The 19,179-nt window shown below is 51.3% G+C and carries 14 protein-coding genes; 7 read left to right on the top strand and 7 right to left on the bottom strand.

The features are described 5' to 3' along the window. Positions 1-162 precede the first annotated feature (162 nt). From ACHHZ7_RS03935 to ACHHZ7_RS03925, 3 genes are all read left to right on the top strand, one after another. Positions 163-1,704, top strand: coding sequence for a peptide MFS transporter (locus ACHHZ7_RS03935; protein ID WP_048225012.1), 1,542 nt, complete (start codon positions 163-165; stop codon positions 1,702-1,704). A 63-nt stretch (positions 1,705-1,767) separates the two neighbouring features. Further along, positions 1,768-2,850, top strand: coding sequence for a Gfo/Idh/MocA family oxidoreductase (locus tag ACHHZ7_RS03930; RefSeq protein ID WP_057068024.1), 1,083 nt, complete (start codon positions 1,768-1,770; stop codon positions 2,848-2,850). A gap of 52 nt (positions 2,851-2,902) precedes the next feature. Then, complete coding sequence (locus ACHHZ7_RS03925; protein WP_003835160.1) at positions 2,903-3,118, top strand: zinc ribbon domain-containing protein; 216 nt, start codon at positions 2,903-2,905, stop codon at positions 3,116-3,118. On the opposite strand, the gene xseA is transcribed toward ACHHZ7_RS03925, so the two are convergent. Further along, positions 3,115-4,488, bottom strand: coding sequence for an exodeoxyribonuclease VII large subunit (gene xseA / locus ACHHZ7_RS03920; RefSeq protein WP_057068022.1), 1,374 nt, complete (start codon positions 4,486-4,488; stop codon positions 3,115-3,117). The two genes, ACHHZ7_RS03925 and xseA, sit on opposite strands and share 4 nt — an antisense overlap. Before the next feature lie 160 nt (positions 4,489-4,648). Here xseA and guaB point away from each other — a divergent pair, with 160 nt between their 5' ends. Further along, positions 4,649-6,115 carry an IMP dehydrogenase gene (gene guaB / locus ACHHZ7_RS03915; protein WP_003037756.1) on the top strand — a complete coding sequence of 489 codons (1,467 nt, stop codon included), beginning with the start codon at positions 4,649-4,651 and terminating at the stop codon, positions 6,113-6,115. Between the two features lie 63 nt (positions 6,116-6,178). Beyond that, positions 6,179-7,756 (top strand): glutamine-hydrolyzing GMP synthase, encoded by a 1,578-nt coding sequence (guaA, locus tag ACHHZ7_RS03910; protein ID WP_008785448.1) that lies wholly within the window; start codon positions 6,179-6,181, stop codon positions 7,754-7,756. 134 nt (positions 7,757-7,890) lie between these two features. On the opposite strand, the gene mscS is transcribed toward guaA, so the two are convergent. After that, a complete protein-coding gene (gene mscS / locus ACHHZ7_RS03905) occupies positions 7,891-8,769 on the bottom strand; it encodes a small-conductance mechanosensitive channel MscS (protein ID WP_048234740.1) in 879 nt (292 codons plus the stop codon). Between the two features lie 364 nt (positions 8,770-9,133). Next, positions 9,134-9,337 (bottom strand): YfgG family protein, encoded by a 204-nt coding sequence (locus ACHHZ7_RS03900; protein WP_008785446.1) that lies wholly within the window; start codon positions 9,335-9,337, stop codon positions 9,134-9,136. Between the two features lie 350 nt (positions 9,338-9,687). On the opposite strand from ACHHZ7_RS03900, the gene ACHHZ7_RS03895 reads away from it, so the two are divergent. Next, on the top strand, positions 9,688-11,958 hold the full coding sequence (locus ACHHZ7_RS03895; RefSeq protein ID WP_057069344.1) for a sensor domain-containing phosphodiesterase: 2,271 nt from the start codon (positions 9,688-9,690) through the stop codon (positions 11,956-11,958). Here ACHHZ7_RS03895 and ppx read toward each other — a convergent pair. From ppx to purM, 4 genes are all read right to left on the bottom strand, one after another. Continuing rightward, the gene (ppx, locus tag ACHHZ7_RS03890) at positions 11,938-13,479 is read right to left on the bottom strand and encodes an exopolyphosphatase (RefSeq protein ID WP_032944195.1); all 1,542 of its coding nucleotides are present in this window, start codon (positions 13,477-13,479) and stop codon (positions 11,938-11,940) included. The genes ACHHZ7_RS03895 and ppx overlap by 21 nt on opposite strands. A 4-nt stretch (positions 13,480-13,483) precedes the next feature. Beyond that, entirely contained in the window at positions 13,484-15,550 is a 2,067-nt protein-coding gene (gene ppk1 / locus ACHHZ7_RS03885; RefSeq protein WP_032944192.1) for a polyphosphate kinase 1, read from the bottom strand. A 216-nt stretch (positions 15,551-15,766) separates the two neighbouring features. Further along, positions 15,767-16,408 carry a phosphoribosylglycinamide formyltransferase gene (gene purN, locus ACHHZ7_RS03880; RefSeq protein ID WP_008785442.1) on the bottom strand — a complete coding sequence of 214 codons (642 nt, stop codon included), beginning with the start codon at positions 16,406-16,408 and terminating at the stop codon, positions 15,767-15,769. Continuing rightward, positions 16,405-17,442, bottom strand: a complete 1,038-nt coding sequence (purM, locus tag ACHHZ7_RS03875; RefSeq protein WP_020996702.1) for a phosphoribosylformylglycinamidine cyclo-ligase — start codon at positions 17,440-17,442, stop codon at positions 16,405-16,407. The genes purN and purM overlap by 4 nt, the downstream gene beginning before the upstream one ends. A 295-nt stretch (positions 17,443-17,737) precedes the next feature. Here purM and ACHHZ7_RS03870 point away from each other — a divergent pair, with 295 nt between their 5' ends. Further along, on the top strand, positions 17,738-19,168 hold the full coding sequence (locus tag ACHHZ7_RS03870) for a 6-phospho-beta-glucosidase (protein ID WP_060683454.1): 1,431 nt from the start codon (positions 17,738-17,740) through the stop codon (positions 19,166-19,168). The last annotated feature ends 11 nt before the right edge of the window (positions 19,169-19,179 follow it).

Below are 19,179 nucleotides of genomic sequence, written 5' to 3'. Positions count from 1 at the left end.
TTTTCATCTTAAAGTCCGGGGGCTGGTACTAGACAAAACTAGCCTTAGGTTATCAAATGGTTAAATAACTTTTCGCCGCATGTAAAAAATCGGTCAGATACGTAACTGGCTGGCGTACATCGCGGTGTTTACACGCACGACGACATAACTTTCGGGAGAATTATGCAATCCTCTGTTAATCAAAAAGAAAGCCGAACTTTCTTCGGTCATCCTTACCCGCTCGGCTCGCTGTTCTTCACAGAGATGTGGGAGCGCTTCTCGTTTTACGGCATTCGCCCGTTACTGATCCTGTTTATGGCTGCTACCGTTTATGACGGCGGCATGGGGCTGGCGCGTGAAAATGCCTCGGCGATTGTGGGTATCTTTGCCGGTACGATGTATCTCGCCGCGTTGCCTGGTGGCTGGCTGGCGGATAACTGGCTCGGCCAACAGAAAGCGGTGTGGTACGGTTCCATTTTGATTGCGCTCGGTCACTTGTCGATCGCGCTCTCGGCCATTATGGGGAACAACCTGTTCTTTATCGGCCTGATGTTTATCGTGCTCGGTTCTGGTCTGTTTAAAACCTGTATCTCAGTGATGGTTGGCACGCTGTATAAAAAAGGCGATGCGCGTCGCGACGGCGGCTTCTCGCTGTTCTATATGGGCATCAATATGGGATCGTTTATCGCGCCGCTGATCTCCGGCTGGCTGATTAAATCCCACGGTTGGCACTGGGGCTTTGGCATCGGTGGTATCGGGATGCTGGTGGCATTGATCATCTTCCGTGTGTTTGCCGTTCCATCGATGAAACGTTATGACAGCGAAGTGGGTCTGGACTCAACCTGGAACAGCCCGGTAGTGAAACGTAACGGTGTGGGCGCGTGGCTGCTGGCGCTGGCCGTCGGCGTAGCCGTTATCGTTACGCTGATTGCGCAGGGCGTGATTGTGATAAATCCGGTCGCGGTTGCCAGCATACTGGTATACGTGATTGCAGCCTCCGTTGCCTTGTACTTTATCTACCTGTTCATCTTTGCCGGTTTGAACCGTAAAGAGCGCGCCAGACTGCTGGTCTGCTTTATCCTGCTGGTTTCCGCCGCGTTCTTCTGGTCTGCATTTGAGCAGAAGCCAACATCATTCAACCTGTTCGCTAACGACTACACTAACCGTATGATCGGCGATTTTGAAATCCCGGCGGTCTGGTTCCAGTCGATAAACGCACTGTTTATCATTCTGCTGGCACCGGTATTCAGCTGGGCGTGGCCGAAACTGGCGAGCATGAATATTCGCCCGAGCAGCATCACCAAGTTCGTTATCGGTATTCTCTGTGCCGCTGCAGGCTTTGGTCTGATGATGCTGGCAGCGCAAAACGTTCTCAGTAACGGTGGCGCAGGCGTCTCCCCGTTCTGGCTGGTGGGCAGTATCCTGATGCTGACGCTTGGTGAGTTGTGCCTGAGCCCGATCGGTCTGGCGACCATGACGCTGCTGGCCCCGGAAAGAATGCGCGGGCAGATGATGGGCCTGTGGTTCTGCGCCAGTGCACTGGGTAACCTGGCCGCAGGTCTGATTGGTGGTCATGTGAAGGCCGACCAACTGGATATGCTGCCGGATCTCTTCGCTCGCTGCTCGATTGCGTTGCTTATCTGCGCTGCGGTACTGATCGTCCTCATTGTGCCGATCCGTCGCATGCTGGAGAATACGCAAACTAAACCGGCTACTAGCGCCTGATAACACCTCGATTGTGCCGGGGCAGACGTGATGTCCCGGCCAATTCATTTACGAGGTGAGAACATGCTGTTAGGGTTTGTTGGGCTTGGCGCAGTCGTTGAAACGGCATACTTGCCCGCATTGCGTAAACTTTACGGTGATTCCCTGTGCTGTGTGGGATTTGACGTGCAACCCGCAAAACAGCCCGCTGGTGTGACACGCTGTGCATCGCTCGCTGAACTTCTTGCAACACCGCTTGATACCCTGTTTATCACCACCGCATCCCTGCATCATCTCGATGTGCTTGAACAGGCGCTGGCCGCTCCCATCGCACGAATCGTGGTTGAAAAACCGATTGTTGCCACGCTTTCCCAAATTGAAAAACTGAAAACGCTGCTGGAGCCACCCGACGCTGCCGACCGTGTGCTGGCGCTCGACCACTGGATGGCGCGCAATGGCGCAATGCAGCTGGCATTGGGAAAACTCGGTGCGCAGTGGCAGGGCGATAACCCACAACAGGCACTTGTCTCTCACTTTTCAGACGTTGTTAAAATCGACGGTTTTTTGCAGGAGCCGAGCGGATATAACGCTACAGGAGAGCCGATCGCGCTCAACTTTGCCACTGGTGAGCCAGATACGCGTGAGCTTCGCCACCCGGACGGTGTGATTCTGGACATTGGCACACACGTACTGGCCATGCTGCGTGAAACAGTGCGTTACCTGGGCGGTAATGACAGCATGACCCTGCAGGTGAAGAGCGCTAAAGACCGTCTGGGACGTAACATCATCCAGGGTGACCTGACCACGGCTGAAGGAGAGGCGCATCTGCAAGGACTGATTAGCGGTGTACCGTTGGATATCTGGCTGAATAAATACGCGGGGCCTGCTGGTGGACAAAAAGGTCTGCGCCTTTATCTGCGTGATGGGCGTATCATCAGCTACGACCGACGGGGTGCCGATGATGTGCTCGAATTGATTGACGGTGATGTTGTGCAACGTTGGTGTCTGCCTGGTACGATTTATGCCCATTGTCTGGCGGAACATATTCTGGGGACGCAAAGTCTGTTTGAACGCAGCCCGCAGGAGGTGAGCCGCACGACGCAGCGCAGGCTGGATGAGGTAGAACGATTACTGATCCTACAGCAACAGTTGCGTGGTTCACACTAAGCGTATCATGGTAAAATTAGCGCAGAATTGAACGCCATTTAAAGGAGTCACCATGTCGATGACCTGCCCGGATTGTCATGCAGAACTGGAACCACAAAACGGTGTGGCACACTGTGAAAACTGTAAAAAAGATATTCCGTTAGAAGCGCGCTGCCCGGAGTGCCATCAGCCACTCCAGGTGTTAAAAGCCTGCGGTGCGGTGGATTACTTCTGTCAGAATGGTCATGGTCTGATTTCGAAGAAACGTGTGGAGTTTGTGCCGGTTTAATCTGGCTTTTTCTTACGCGTTTTCTTTGCCGTCGTTACGCCTTTCACTTCGCTCTCTACCCAGCCGTCTGACAGGCGGGTAGTGAGCACATCACCGGTTTTTACCTGTTTGGTCTGCTTCAGCACTTTGCCGTCGGTCGCGGTAGTGACGCTATAGCCGCGAGCGAGCGTCGAGAGAGGACTCACCGCTTCAAGATGCGTCACCACATTACCGAAGCGTTCTCGCTGTGCACTTAAACGCGCGCGGATATTCTCTGCCAGACGGTACTCCAGTTGCTGAATACGGGTTTGCGCCCGATAAATGCGCGGCTGTGGGTTTTGCTGGCTCAGGCGTTGACTTACGCGCTGTTGGCGCTGATTGGCCTGCTTAATCTTATTCTCAAGGGCGAAATTCATCCTCTGACGCAGCCGCTCCAACACGGTCTGCTGACGGGCCAGACGCAGTTGCGGATGTTGCTGTTGCAAACGGTGATGAAGCTGGGTAAAGCGACGAGTACGGTTGGCGATGTAGTAGTCCATCGCCATCTCCAGACGCTGCTGGCCATGCTGAATTTGACGCAGCAGTTCCAGTTGATTGCGGCTAACAATTTCCGCCGCTGCTGATGGCGTAGGCGCCCGTAAATCTGCAATAAAATCGGCAATAGTGACATCTGTTTCGTGGCCGACGGCGCTTACTACCGGAATGCGGCTGACAAAGATTGCCCGTGCTACGCGTTCGTCGTTAAAACTCCACAAATCTTCCAGAGAACCGCCGCCGCGCCCGACGATAAGCACATCGCACTCGCCCCGCGCGTTCGCCAGCTCAATGGCGCGAACGATCTGTCCTGGCGCATCGTCGCCCTGGACCGCGGTCGGGTAGATAATAACGGGCAGGGATGGGTCACGGCGCTTCAGCACGTGGAGAATGTCGTGCAGCGCAGCCCCGGTTTTCGAGGTAATGACCCCAACGCAGTGAGCCGGAGAGGGTAGTGATTTTTTGAACTGCTGATCGAATAGCCCTTCAGCCTGCAGTTTGGCTTTGAGTTGCTCATATTTTTGCTGCAACAAGCCTTCACCAGCTGGCTGCATGCTCTCAACAATTATCTGATAGTCGCCACGCGGTTCGTACAACGTAATGTTGGCGCGTACCAGGACCTGCTGACCGTGCTGCGGGCGGAACGTTACCCGTCGATTGCTGTTGCGAAACATCGCGCAGCGTACCTGGGCGGTGTCATCTTTGAGCGTGAAATACCAGTGACCGGAGGACGGCTGAGTGAAATTCGAGATTTCACCGCTGATCCAAACTTGTCCCATTTCCTGCTCAAGCAGCAAACGAACCGTCTGATTAAGGCGGCTTACGGTAAAAATTGAGGTGGTCTGAGAGGATAACATGTGAGCGGGATCAAATTCTAAATCAGCAAGTTATTCAGTCGAAAGTAACATGCTCACAGAGGAGCGCAAGGTTTTTTTGCAAAAAAGTGTGGATGCAATCGGTTACGCTCTGTATAATGCCGCGGCAATATTTAATAACCTCCCAGGTGAGATATTGCCCATGCTACGTATCGCAAAAGAAGCCCTGACGTTTGACGACGTCCTCCTCGTTCCCGCTCATTCTACCGTTCTGCCGAATACTGCTGACCTCAGCACCCAGTTGACGAAAACCATTCGCCTGAACATTCCTATGCTCTCCGCAGCAATGGACACCGTGACGGAAGCGCGCCTGGCAATTGCCCTGGCCCAGGAAGGCGGCATCGGTTTTATCCACAAAAACATGTCCATCGAGCGCCAGGCTGAAGAAGTTCGCCGCGTGAAGAAACACGAATCTGGCGTGGTAACTGACCCACAGACCGTACTGCCAACCACTACTCTGCGCGAAGTGAAAGAACTGACCGAGCGTAACGGCTTTGCTGGCTACCCGGTAGTGACTGAAGATAACGAACTGGTCGGCATCATCACCGGCCGTGACGTGCGTTTTGTGACTGACCTGAACCAGCCGGTTAGCGTATATATGACGCCAAAAGAGCGTCTGGTGACCGTTCGTGAAGGCGAAGCGCGCGATGTCGTTTTTGCCAAAATGCACGAAAAACGCGTTGAGAAAGCGCTGGTTGTTGATGACAGCTTCCACCTGCTCGGCATGATCACCGTAAAAGATTTCCAGAAAGCAGAACGTAAACCTAACGCCTGTAAAGACGAGCATGGTCGTCTGCGCGTTGGTGCAGCGGTAGGTGCTGGCGCAGGTAACGAAGAGCGTGTTGACGCGCTGGTTGCCGCTGGCGTAGACGTTCTGCTGATTGACTCCTCTCACGGCCACTCTGAAGGCGTTCTGCAGCGTATCCGTGAAACTCGCGCTAAATATCCTGACCTGCAGATCATCGGCGGTAACGTTGCTACGGGCGCAGGTGCTCGCGCGCTTGCTGAAGCTGGCTGCAGCGCAGTTAAAGTGGGTATCGGCCCTGGCTCCATCTGTACTACCCGTATCGTGACCGGCGTCGGTGTTCCGCAGATCACTGCCGTTTCTGATGCCGTTGAAGCGCTGGAAGGTACCGGTATTCCGGTTATCGCCGACGGCGGTATTCGTTTCTCCGGCGACATCGCTAAAGCGATTGCTGCTGGTGCTGCCGCAGTGATGGTTGGCTCCATGCTGGCGGGTACTGAAGAATCCCCGGGCGAAATCGAACTGTACCAGGGCCGTTCTTACAAATCTTACCGCGGTATGGGTTCTCTGGGCGCGATGTCCAAAGGGTCTTCTGACCGTTACTTCCAGAGCGATAACGCTGCTGACAAACTGGTCCCGGAAGGTATCGAAGGTCGCGTTGCCTATAAAGGTCGCCTGAAAGAGATCATTCACCAGCAGATGGGCGGCCTGCGCTCCTGTATGGGTCTGACCGGCTGTGGTACTATCGACGCGCTGCGAACGAAAGCAGAGTTTGTACGCATCAGCGGTGCGGGTATTCAGGAAAGTCACGTTCACGATGTGACCATCACCAAAGAGTCCCCTAACTACCGCATGGGCTCCTGATAAGTTTCCGCGCCCGGCTATATGCCGGGCGAATTTGTTTCACTTGCCTCGGAATTAGCGTCAATGACAGACAATATTCATAAACATCGCATTCTCATCCTCGATTTCGGCTCGCAGTACACTCAGCTGGTTGCACGTCGCGTACGTGAACTGGGCGTCTACTGTGAACTGTGGGCATGGGATGTTACGGAAGCACAAATTCGCGAATTCAACCCAAGCGGTATCATTCTTTCCGGTGGTCCGGAAAGTACCACCGAAGAAAACAGCCCGCGTGCGCCGGAATACGTTTTCAATGCGGGCGTGCCGGTGTTCGGCGTGTGCTACGGCATGCAGACCATGGCAATGCAGCTCGGTGGTCATGTTGAAGGTTCTAACGAACGTGAATTCGGCTATGCGCAGGTTGAAGTTCAGACCGACAGCGCGCTTGTCCGCGGTATTGAAGACTCCCTGACCGCAGACGGCAAACCTCTGCTGGACGTGTGGATGAGCCACGGCGACAAAGTGACCGCCATTCCGGAAGGTTTCGTGACCGTTGCCAGCACCGACAGCTGCCCGTTCGCTATCATGGCGCACGAAGAAAAACGCTTCTACGGCGTGCAGTTCCACCCGGAAGTTACCCACACCCGTCAGGGCATGCGCATGCTGGAGCGTTTTGTGCGCGACATCTGCCAGTGTGAAGCGCTGTGGACGCCGGCAAAAATTATCGATGACGCCGTTGCCCGCATTCGTGAGCAGGTTGGCAATGATAAAGTTATCCTCGGTCTGTCCGGCGGCGTTGACTCCTCCGTGACCGCGATGCTGCTGCACCGTGCAATCGGCAAAAACCTGACCTGCGTGTTCGTCGACAACGGTCTGCTGCGTCTCAACGAAGCTCAGCAGGTGATGGATATGTTCGGCGACCACTTTGGCCTGAACATCGTTCACGTGGAAGGCGAAAAGCGTTTCCTGGACGCGCTGAAAGGCGAGAACGACCCAGAAGCTAAACGTAAAATCATTGGCCGCGTATTCGTGGAAGTATTCGATGAAGAAGCGCTGAAGCTGGAAGACGTTAAGTGGCTGGCGCAGGGCACCATCTACCCGGACGTGATCGAATCCGCGGCATCTGCCACCGGCAAAGCGCACGTTATCAAATCTCACCACAACGTGGGCGGTTTGCCGAAAGAGATGAAGATGGGTCTGGTTGAACCGCTGCGTGAGCTGTTCAAAGACGAAGTGCGTAAGATTGGTCTGGAGCTGGGCCTGCCGTACGACATGCTGTACCGTCACCCGTTCCCGGGACCTGGTCTGGGCGTGCGTGTGCTTGGCGAAGTGAAGAAAGAGTACTGCGACCTGCTGCGTCGCGCGGATGCTATCTTCATTGAAGAGCTGCACAAAGCTGACCTGTACAACAAGGTAAGCCAGGCGTTCACCGTGTTCCTGCCGGTTCGTTCCGTTGGTGTGATGGGCGATGGCCGCAAATACGACTGGGTTGTTTCCCTGCGTGCGGTCGAAACCATCGACTTTATGACCGCGCACTGGGCACACCTGCCGTATGACTTCTTAGGCCGCGTCTCTAACCGCATTATCAACGAAGTGAACGGTATTTCCCGCGTGGTGTATGACATCAGCGGTAAGCCGCCAGCTACCATTGAGTGGGAATAATATCCCTTTCCGTTAGCGGTTTTTTGAACCGGTAATATGCAAAAAACCCTCTGTTTACAGAGGGTTTTTTATTGCACGCATTTCAGAAAATACTTCAGCAAATACTTCAGGCGCATGTTCTGTAGGAAAGTACGCTAATCGACCAGTTGCAGCTGGGGCTGCTGCTGAGGTGTGACATTCTGAATACGCACATCCATCTGTGGATAGGGTAGGTCGATGTGGTTGGCGTCCAGCGCCTCTTTAATGTTTTCCAGCAGATCGTAATAGGTATTCCAGTATTCGATATTGGGCACCCATACGCGCACGTAAAAATTCAACGCTGAAGCGCCCAGTTCGCCCAGACGAACGGTTACCCCACGTTGCTTATCGATGCGGCTGTCCTGCTCGATAATGTGATTAATAACTTGCTTAACCTCTGCAATCCGACTCTGATAACCCACACCAATCACCAGATCGATACGACGAAAAGGGTGACGGGAATAGTTAATGATGTTGTCAGCGATGATCTTACCGTTTGGAATCACCACTTCTTTGCTGTCCGCGGTTAGCAGGGTGGTGGAGAAGATGTGCACCTTTTCTACTGTTCCGGTGACTGCACCAATCTGCACTACTTCTCCGGCGCGAAAAGGCCGCAGGGAAACCAACAGCACGCCAGCGGCAAAGTTGGAAAGCGAGCTTTGTAACGCGAGGCCAATGGCCAGTCCGGCGGCACCGATGACGGCAATAATGGAGGATGTTTCAATACCGATGCGACCTAATGCGGCGACGACGGAAAAGGCGAGGGTAATGTAACGTACCAGCGCGGTGAAGAACTGAATGATCGTTCTGTCGACTTTACGTTTAAGCAGTAACTTTTCCAGCCCACGAGAGAGCAGACGAGCGATAAATTTACCGATAAACAATAAGATCACGGCGGCAACGATATTCCAGCCGAATTGAATGACAGCATCGCTGTGCCCGGCGATCCACTCAAGGCCGCTTCTTATTTTCGGGAATAATAAAAAACCACTCATGGTATTACCCTGTAGTATTTAAAAATGATAACAATTCAAATAACTATTTAATTTTCATGCGAAATATAAATGCTTGCGTCAGTGATATTTGCTGGTGATATTAATTAGCGTTTATTTGAGCACTGTTTGTCTTTTTATGTCCGCTAAACCGGAACGTAAAAATCAGCGCGAATGGTGCGGTGAAGTGGGATGAAAAGATTGTGCATTTGTGCGAAAAATACGGCCGATTATCTGATAATTAAGCGGGAGAGGGGGGATATGTGTAAAGTTTCGTCACTCAAATCCCTTACCGGATGGTTAAATGTCAGGCGATTAGCCATCCGGTAAGGAATCTTAATGCTGGGGGTATCACAGGCGCGAGCGATCAATGTTCGTCGGTTTGTGCAGGAGCTGTCTGTTGCGGCTGAGTGGTCTGCTGAGATTCTTTTTTGTCCTGGTGGTGATGCCACGCACCAATGGCGGAGTAGACGAAGCGTCCGAAGAAGAAGAGAAAGCTGATAAGCAGTACGATCCGGATCATGCGACTGTTAAATCGGTGTCGTTTGCGTAGGCTGGTAACCTGGCTCACAAAAGGTTCCTTGTAGTGTACCCAACTGAGGGCGATACTCACATTAAGGCACACTGAGAGGGAATGGTCAATTCTTCCTTATGTAAAATTGCTTCAGTTGTTTTATCTTCTTATGTTATGGAAATTAATATTATTATTTGCATGAATAATGTATTAACGATAAAAAATAATGAAAAGAGTAATAATTGATGAATGAGGGGGATGTTTTTTGATATGTATCAAGCATCACACTTTGCTGACAACTAAAATCGATGAATCATTGTGATGTATTTTACTTTATCGTTTTAAGGTCAGGTGGGATGCCTGTCTGAATACCCCCTACAGGATGTGTGGGATTCTACTGAGCATCTATGAAACTCAATAAAAATTATATTGGTATTAGAGATAGATGGTGGGCATTACCTCTCATCTTACCTTCTTTGTTGTTGCCTATATTGAGCACTGCCACCACCTATGCCCATATTAGTACGGGGGCCGTAATTCTTTTCTACCTGCCGTTAGCGCTGATGATTAGCCTGATGCTTTTTTTTGGCTGGGCGGCATTGCCAGGTATTATCATTTCCATTATCTGGTACAAATATCCGCAGGTCGGGTTATTTGAAACACTTTCAATAATTTCGCACTTTATAGTTACAATCGTGCTTAGCTGGGGAGGATATAAAGTATTTTCTCCCCGACGAAACAACGTTTCCCACGGCGACTCTCATCTGTTGTTTCAGCGTATGTTCTGGCAAGTCTTCTGCCCGGCAACGCTGTTTCTGATACTCTTCCAGTTTGCTGCATTTGTGGGTGTTTATGAAAGCAAATCCGGCATGGTGGGCGTTATGCCCTTCAATACAGGCACATTGATCAACTATCAGTCCATACTCGCGGGGAATCTTGTAGGTGTGCCGCTGTGTTATTTCATCATTCGAACAATTCGCAACCCCTTGCATCTGAGAGGCTATTTTTCTCAGTTAAAGCAGCAGTTTGATACCAAAGTGACTAAAACAGAGTTTGCGGTCTGGTTGATTATATTGACTGTGCTAATGGCAATGTTGTGTATGCCGCTCAATGAACAAAGCTCAATATTCAGCACGAATTATACACTGTCACTGTTACTGCCTGTCATGCTGTGGGGGGCAATGCGTTACGGTTATAAATTTATTTCGTTAATATGGGCGGTCGTACTTATTACCGCAATTCATTATTATCAGCGCTATATGCCCTGGTATTCGGGTTATGATACGCAGCTTGCCATTACCTCATCAAGTTATCTGGTTTTTTCCTTCATCGTGAATTTCATTGCTGTCCTGGCAACGCGTCAACGTTTTGTTACCCGGCGCAACCATCGCCTGGCCTTCTTTGACCCTATGGTGCATATTCCGAATTTGCGCGCTTTGAACCGGGATTTGAAAAACGCGCCATGGTCAGTGCTTTGCTTTTTGGGTGTTCCGGGCATGGAGCTGCTGGTGAAAAATTACGGCATTATGCTGCGTATCCAGTACAAGCAAAAACTGGCTCAGTGGATAACACCGTTGCTTGAACAGGATGAGCATGTCTATCAATTGTCAGGTAATGATTTAATCCTGCGTTTTAACACTGAGCTACACCAGGAACGCATTGAAGCACTGGACAGGCATATCAAGCAGTTTCGTTTTGTCTGGGACGGAATGCCTTTGCAACCGCAGGTTGGGATCAGCTTTTGCTATGTCCGTTCTCCTGTTAACCATATCTATTTGTTGCTGGGAGAGTTAAGTACCATTGCCGAATTATCGCTGGCAACCAATTCACCAGAGAATTTGCAGCGGCGTGGTGTGATGCACCTGCAACGCGACCTGAAAGATAAGGTTGCGATGATGAACCGTATTCAGCAGGCGCTGGAGAACAATCGCTTTTTCCTGAAGGCGCAGCCGATTTTTGGCGTACGTGGCGACGTTTATCACGAAATCCTGCTGCGGCTTGAGGGGGATGACGGTGAAACTATTGCCCCTGATAACTTCTTGCCGGTAGCCCATGAGTTTGGTTTGTCATCCCGTATCGATCTGTGGGTGATTGAAAATACGTTGAAATTTATGGCGCAGAATCGGGAAAAAATGCCCGCCCACCGGTTTGCTATCAACTTATCACCCACCTCAGTATGTCGCGCGCGACTTCCTAATGACATCAATCAGTTACTGAATAAGTACAAGGTTGAAGCATGGCAACTTATCTTTGAAGTGACGGAAAGCAATGCCTTGACCAATGCGGAACAGGCACAGGCAACGTTGCTGCAGCTGCAATCACTGGGCTGTCAGATTGCGATTGATGATTTTGGTACTGGGTATGCCAGCTATGCGCGGCTGAAAAATGTGAATGCCGATATCCTGAAAATTGACGGTAGCTTTATTCGCAATATTGTTTCGAACAGCCTCGACTACCAAATCGTGGCCTCTATTTGCCATCTGGCGCGGATGAAAAGAATGCTGGTGGTTGCGGAGTACGTCGAAAGCGAAGAAATACGCAGTGCGGTGATTTCGCTGGGGATTGATTACATGCAGGGGTATCTGATTGGTGAGCCACTGCCGTTGAATGAAACTCTGGAAAAGCAGGTGCCAGATGAACTGACACCTGCTGAGATCTTATGCGGCGATATCGGGTGAGCTCTCTTCTTCAATTTTGAGTCGCCAGCCTGTTACGGCTTCCCAGTATTGCTGCTCTTTCTCCAGATCGAGCAGCACCAGCGCATTTTGGCTAAACCAGTCATGCGGGAAGCGTAAGGTCCAGTGGCTGTCGTCGGTTATCAGGGTCAAAGTCGGCGGTGTGGTGGTCGCCTGACGCTGATTATTCAACAGCACGCCCAGGCGCAGCAGCTGAATTAACGGCAGAAACTGTTTCTTCTTAAACAGCGTAAAGCGGGGCAAGTCGTCGAGCTTAATCGCTTTGCGATGATAACGAACTAATGTTGCCATCATCAGCTGTTGTTCCTGATTGAAACCAGGAAGATCGCTGTTTTGTAAGATATACGCAGAGTGGCGATGCAAACCGCTGTGGTTAATGTTCAGCCCAACCTCATGCAGCATTGCTGCCCAACGCAGTAACGCTTCCAGTTGGGGATTGGCCAGCTTTGGCTGCTGCGTATGCCACTGGTCGTACATTTGCATCGTCGTTTCTAGTACGCGCCGGGCCTGTTCGCTGTCAATGTTGTACTGGTTCGCCAGGCTGCTGGCGGTACGGCTGCGAACGTCCTGGTGGCGAAAACGGCCTTCCATCTCGTACAACACGCCTTCACGTAACGCACCATCAGAAAGGCGAAGTTCGCGAATAGCTAACGCGTCAAAAACGCCGCACAGAATCGCGAGTCCGGGTACAAATACTGCTTTTCTTTCTTCTGACAACCCCGGCAAGCTGAGCGCATCAAATGACGCGTGCTTCAACACTTCAGATGTCAGCTTGTCCAGACGTTCGGGGGTGATAAAACCGTCTTTTTCACCCATCTCCAGCAGCACTTCATGGGCTGCTTTAATGGTGCCCGATGCGCCCAGCGCAACGTTCCAGCCCTGAATGCGAAACTGCCAGGTTAAGGTTTCGAGCTTTTGCGCAGCCGCCATGCGGGCACGCTGGAAATTTTCACGGTTAATTACACCGCGCGGGAAATACATCTGGGCAAAGCTGACGCAGCCCATACGGCGGCTTTCGACCAGTTTAGGCTCGAAATCTTCCCCGATCACCAGTTCTGTTGAGCCGCCGCCGATATCGATAACCAGCTTGCGACCTTTTTCCGGCTGCGTATGTTCAACGCCCATAAAGATCAATCGGGCTTCTTCGTTGCCGGAAATAATCTCAATTGGGTAGGGGATGACTTTTTCCGCTCGCTTGAGAAAATCAGTCGCATTCAGTGCCTGACGCAAAGTATGGGTTCCCACGATACATACGCTTGATGGAGGAAACCCCTGCAAACGTTCGGCGAACAGTGATAAACAGCTTAGCCCGCGCTCCATGGCCTCTTCGCTCAGCTTGTTATCTTCGCCGAGGCCATCCGCCAGATGTACGCGTTGTTTCAGTCGCCCAATAATTTGCATTGCGCCATCAACCACGCGGGCAATGACCATATGGAAACTGTTTGAACCAAGGTCGACCGCAGCAAATTCTTGCGGTCGTGGAGTCTTGTCGTGTATTGGCATATCTTTAGTCAGGTTGCTCGAGTGATTTGATGTAATCGTAAATCGCCAATTGTGACTGAACCTTACGGCGGTTTCCGCGCGGTACGTAGCGATTACTCAGTTCTTTATCAATAAAGCGGGCTTTCACCGTGTCGCTGAACAGGATATCGATAATATCCAGCACGCGTTGCTTAAGGCGCGGGTCAAGAAGTGGTGTGGCAACTTCGATACGATAGTCGATGTTTCTTGTCATCCAGTCAGCGGAGGAGAGATACACCTGCTTGTCACCCCCGTTCTCGAAGATATAGACCCGGTCATGTTCAAGATAGCGATCAACGATGCTGATAACGCGAATATTGTCGCTGATACCTTCCAGATTCGGAATCAAAGAACACATACCACGAATCAACAAATTGACCGGCACACCTGAGCTTGAGGCCGCATAGAGGCGGTCAACCAGACCTTTATCGACCAGGTTATTCAGTTTTAGCGTAATGCCGGAAGGCAGTCCTTGCTGCGCGTTGGCGATCTCTTTGTCGATCATCGCGTACAGCAGACGACGTGAGTTCTGCGGGGAAACCAGCAGATAATCGAACGTCACCGGGCGATACGGGTTCTCGATGAAGTTAAACACCCGACGCACTTCGTTGGTAATGCGCGAATCGGCAGTTAGCAACGAGTAGTCGGTATACAGGCGTGCCGTTTTTTCGTTGAAGTTCCCCGTCCCGATATGCGCATAGCGCACGACTTCATCACCTTCTTTACGCGAGATAAGGAACAGTTTGGCGTGAATTTTCAGGCCTGGCGCGGAGAAGATGACGTGAACGCCTGCTTCGGTAAGACGCTTGGCCCAATGGATGTTGGCTTCTTCATCGAAGCGGGCCTGCAATTCCACCACCACGGTGACTTTCTTACCGTTGTGCGCGGCATGGATCATTGAATCTATGATGCGTGAATCTTTTGCCACACGGTAGATGTTGATCTTTATAGCCAGCACGCTCGGGTCGAAAGAGGCCTGGCGCAGCAGTTCAAGAACGTGCTCAAAGGTGTGATAGGGGTAATACAGCAGCACGTCGCGTTCACGAACGGCGTCAAAGCCGTTACGAAACTTCTCGTTGTCGAACCAGATATGGCGCAGACGCGGCAGCGGTTTGTTCACCAGGTTAGCTTTACCAACGTTGGGGAAGTTAATAAAGTCTTTGAAGTTATGGTAACGCCCGCCGGGAACAATCGAGTCGTAGCGAGAAATCGTCAGTTTTTCACGCAGTACCTCGACCAGCGCGTTGGGCATGTCACGCTGATAGACAAAACGTACAGGTTCTGCGGTCAGACGCTGTTTCAGGCTGGATGACATCAGCTCCATCAGGCTCGATTCCATCTCGTGCACCAAATCGTATTCGGCGTCACGGGTCATTTTCATCGAATAGGCGTTCAGTGCGTCGTAATCAAAGAACCCTTTGAAAATGTCGTCAAGGCAGTAACGTAATATGTTGTCCAGCAGGATCATCGGTTTGCGACGGCGTGGGGTTTCCGGCGGCAGATTCACAAAACGAGGAACCTTGTCGGAAGGAATTTCCAGCAGCGCGTAGCGGATCGTATCGCCACGGATAATTTCTACCGCCAGATAGGTGTAGTCATCTTTCAAAAACTGGACTAAATCCGTCTCGCGGTTAATCAGGATCGGCGTGATGTGCTGGCGAAGATATTGCTTGAAGTAATGACGCAACCAGCTTTGCTGATTGACCGACAACTGGCGTTCGTTGATTAAGAAAATCTGATTGCGCGCCATTTCCAACAGCAACTCGTTGTACAGGCCGTCAAATTCCTGATCGGCTTTTAATACGCGGGCCTGGATTTTGCCTAACAAATGGCGGGAGTGAGAGTTTGAACCCTGTTCTTCGCTAATAATGATTCGGCGCTTCAGTTCGGCAAAACGAACCTTATAAAACTCGTCGAGGTTATTGGAATAGATGCCTAAGAAACGCATCCGTTCGATCAACGGGTTTGACTTATCAGCAGCTTCCTGGAGTACACGTTCGTTGAACGCTAACCAGCTGAGTTCTTTCTCGATGTATAGCTTTTCCTGACCCATTACCACTTTTACTCCGTTTCATTCACGGGACACTACCGATTTATTATGGCGAGCATTGCTCTCAGATGTCCAACTGTGCCAGAAAAATATGACAATAAACCGTCTGATAGCAAAGAGAAAGGGGGAGCGTAGATGAATACCGGTGGTATTAACCGGAAAAGGTAGTTATGCCTGTAAGCCGGATGGTGACATTCGGCTTACAGGTTGGTTTTTTTATTATTCGTCGGCGGCGTAGCCTTGTGGAGGCAAACGAACGCCATCCAGCCATGCAGCGTTATCACGCATCTTCAGGCGACCGTCGATAAACCAGCTTACCACCAGCGGGTAAATGGTATGTTCCTGAGCCTGAACCCGTGCCGTGACGTCATCTTCGCTGTCGCCTTCAAATACTGGGACTTTGGCCTGGAGAATGACCGGTCCGCCGTCCAACTCATCCGTCACGAAATGGACTGAGGTACCATGTTCTTCATCGCCGTTTTCCAGTACCTGGCGGTGCGTATGCAGGCCGGGATACTTCGGCAATAAAGACGGGTGGATATTCAGCAATCGTTCAGCATAGTGAGCGACAAACGCCGGGCTGAGGATACGCATATAACCGGCCAGCACCACGACATCGGGTGCATAGGCGTCAATCTCTTGTATCAGTTGGCGGTCGAATGCTTCGCGACTGGCAAACTGGGCGGCTTCCAGCGAGTGTGCCGGAATATTCGCTTCGCGTGCGCGCTCAAGGCCGAACGCATCGGCCTTGTTACTGAATACTGCACGTATGGTGCCATTGATTTTTTTCTGTTCGCAGGCGTCGATTATCGCCTGCAAATTACTTCCGTTGCCGGAAATGAGCACCACGATGTTTTTCATTCAATGACCACACGCTGTTCGGAATCAGAAGCTTTGATGATACCGATTTTCCATGCGTTTTCACCTTTCTCATTGAGCAAAGCAAGGGCTTTGTCCACTTCCGGAGCTGGCAGGGCGATAACCATACCTACACCGCAGTTAAAGGTGCGATACATCTCATGCTGGCTGACGTTACCCGCCGTTTGCAGCCAGTTGAAGACGGCTGGCCACTGCCATGAAGATTCGTCGATCACTGCCTGCGTGTTGTCTGGCAGAACGCGTGGAATATTTTCCCAGAAGCCGCCGCCGGTCAGGTGGGCAATGGCGTGCACATCAACCTTCTCGATCAGTTCCAGAATGGATTTCACGTAAATGCGGGTAGGGGCCAGTAAGTGATCGGCCAGCGGCTTGCCTTCAAGCTCGGTGGTTTCTGGGTCACAACCGCTGACTTCTACAATTTTACGCACCAGAGAGTAGCCGTTGGAGTGCGGGCCGCTGGAGCCGAGCGCAATCAGTACGTCACCGTCAGCCACTTTTGAACCGTCGATAATCTCTGATTTTTCGACGACGCCAACGCAGAAACCTGCCACGTCGTAATCTTCGCCGTGGTACATCCCCGGCATTTCAGCTGTTTCCCCACCGACCAGCGCACAGCCAGACTGCAGGCAGCCTTCGGCAATCCCGTTAATGACGCTGGCTGCGGTGTCCACATCCAGTTTGCCGGTTGCATAGTAGTCGAGGAAGAACAGCGGCTCAGCGCCCTGAACCACGAGGTCGTTGACGCACATTGCGACGAGGTCAATGCCGATAGTGTCGTGGCGTTTCAGATCCATCGCCAGACGCAGTTTTGTACCAACGCCATCAGTGCCGGAAACCAGTACCGGTTCACGATATTTTTGCGGCAATGCGCACAGCGCACCGAAGCCACCCAGACCACCCATAACTTCCGGACGACGAGTTTTCTTTACTACGCCTTTGATTCGATCAACCAGAGCATTACCTGCATCAATATCAACACCGGCATCTTTGTAGCTAAGAGAGGTTTTATCGGTCACTGCCTGCTTCCCCACATGTTTACTTGCAGTAAAAGTTAAATTCGGCGCAATTCTAACAGGGAAAGCAAACGTTTGCGAGCCTGCTCTGCATCAAGTTTTATCTGCTGGTTTTTTCAGCATTTTACAATCATTTATCTATTTGTTTGAGCTGCGCCACGAAAATGAAACCGGGTACAGTCTTGTGCTTGAATCCTGTTAGCCGAATGCACAGTATCGTACTGAAACCGGTTTCTGTTTTCTGTTGCGGACCTCATCAACAGCGTTTTGCGCAGAGTCATCACGATAGGGGAAGGGTATGTCAGGATTTAAAGCAGATTTCATGTGGGGTGGTGCTGTCGCTGCTCATCAACTGGAAGGTGGCTGGCAGGAGGGCGGAAAAGGCGTCAGCGTTGCCGATGTCATGACCGCGGGAGCGCATGGTGTGGCGCGTGAAATTACCGACGGTGTGATTGCCGGTAAAAATTACCCTAACCATGAGGCCATCGATTTTTATCATCGCTATAAAGGCGACATAAAGCTGTTTGCCGAAATGGGGTTTAAATGTTTTCGCACCTCTATTGCCTGGACACGTATTTTCCCCTTAGGCGATGAAGAACAACCCAATGAGGCTGGCCTACAGTTCTATGATGACCTGTTTGACGAATGCCTGAAATATGGCATTGAGCCGGTGATTACGCTGTCGCATTTTGAGATGCCTTACCATCTGGTGACGGAGTACGGCGGCTGGCGCAACCGCAAGCTTATCGATTTCTTTGTCCGTTTTGCCAGGGTGGTATTCACTCGTTACCAGCACAAAGTGAAGTACTGGATGACGTTTAATGAGATTAACAACCAGGCAAATTATCACGAAGATTTCGCGCCCTTTACTAACTCAGGTCTGAAATACCAGCCTGGCGAAGACCGCGAGCCGGTCATGTACCAGGCGGCGCACTATGAGCTGGTGGCAAGCGCGCTGGCGGTAAAGGTCGCGCGTGAGATTAACCCGGAATTACAAATAGGGTGCATGATTGCCATGTGTCCAATCTATCCGCTGACCTGCGCGCCAGACGATATGATGATGGCGATGAATGCCATGCACCGGCGTTACTGGTTTACTGACGTCCATGTGCGCGGCAAATACCCGCGGCATCTTCTCAACTACTTTGCCCGTCGTGGCTTTGAACTGGATATCACCGAGGAAGACCGTCAGGCGCTGGCCAAGGGCTGCGTTGATTACATCGGCTTTAGCTATTATATGTCTTTCGCGACCCAGGCAACGGCGGACAACCCACAGCTGGATTACGACGAGTCGAAAAGCCTGGTTTCCAACCCGTACGTGCAGAAATCGGACTGGGGCTGGCAGATTGATCCGGTTGGCCTACGTTATTCACTGAACTGGTTCTGGGATCATTATCAACTGCCACTATTTATTGTGGAGAATGGATTTGGCGCCATTGATGTGCGCGAGGACGATGGTACAGTTAACGACCAGTACCGTATCGACTACCTTGCCGCCCACATACGTGAGATGAAAAAAGCGGTGGTGGAAGATGGCGTGGATCTGATGGGATATACCCCGTGGGGCTGCATTGATTTAGTCTCTGCCGGGACAGGGGAGATGAAAAAACGCTACGGGTTTATCTATGTCGATAAAAATAATGACGGTAGCGGGACATTAACGCGCTCACCTAAAAAATCTTTTTCGTGGTATCAAAAAGTCATCCAGACCAATGCTGAATATCTTTAAAATTCATAGCA

The sequence above is a fragment of the Citrobacter freundii complex sp. 2024EL-00216 genome (genome assembly GCF_043945515.1).
Lineage (GTDB): Bacteria > Pseudomonadota > Gammaproteobacteria > Enterobacterales > Enterobacteriaceae > Citrobacter > Citrobacter portucalensis.
The sequence above is the reverse complement of the archived record's forward strand: the minus strand, read 5'-3'. Positions and strand labels throughout refer to the sequence as shown.

Coding starts and splice junctions, on each gene's coding strand:
- guaA (WP_008785448.1), top strand. CDS start 6,179: ATGACAGACAATATTCATAAACATCGCATTCTCATCCTCGATTTCGGC.
- ACHHZ7_RS03925 (WP_003835160.1), top strand. CDS start 2,903: ATGTCGATGACCTGCCCGGATTGTCATGCAGAACTGGAACCACAAAAC.
- xseA (WP_057068022.1), bottom strand. CDS start 4,488: ATGTTATCCTCTCAGACCACCTCAATTTTTACCGTAAGCCGCCTTAAT.
- ppk1 (WP_032944192.1), bottom strand. CDS start 15,550: ATGGGTCAGGAAAAGCTATACATCGAGAAAGAACTCAGCTGGTTAGCG.
- ppx (WP_032944195.1), bottom strand. CDS start 13,479: ATGCCAATACACGACAAGACTCCACGACCGCAAGAATTTGCTGCGGTC.
- ACHHZ7_RS03935 (WP_048225012.1), top strand. CDS start 163: ATGCAATCCTCTGTTAATCAAAAAGAAAGCCGAACTTTCTTCGGTCAT.
- mscS (WP_048234740.1), bottom strand. CDS start 8,769: ATGAGTGGTTTTTTATTATTCCCGAAAATAAGAAGCGGCCTTGAGTGG.
- ACHHZ7_RS03895 (WP_057069344.1), top strand. CDS start 9,688: ATGAAACTCAATAAAAATTATATTGGTATTAGAGATAGATGGTGGGCA.
- ACHHZ7_RS03930 (WP_057068024.1), top strand. CDS start 1,768: ATGCTGTTAGGGTTTGTTGGGCTTGGCGCAGTCGTTGAAACGGCATAC.
- purN (WP_008785442.1), bottom strand. CDS start 16,408: ATGAAAAACATCGTGGTGCTCATTTCCGGCAACGGAAGTAATTTGCAG.
- guaB (WP_003037756.1), top strand. CDS start 4,649: ATGCTACGTATCGCAAAAGAAGCCCTGACGTTTGACGACGTCCTCCTC.
- ACHHZ7_RS03870 (WP_060683454.1), top strand. CDS start 17,738: ATGTCAGGATTTAAAGCAGATTTCATGTGGGGTGGTGCTGTCGCTGCT.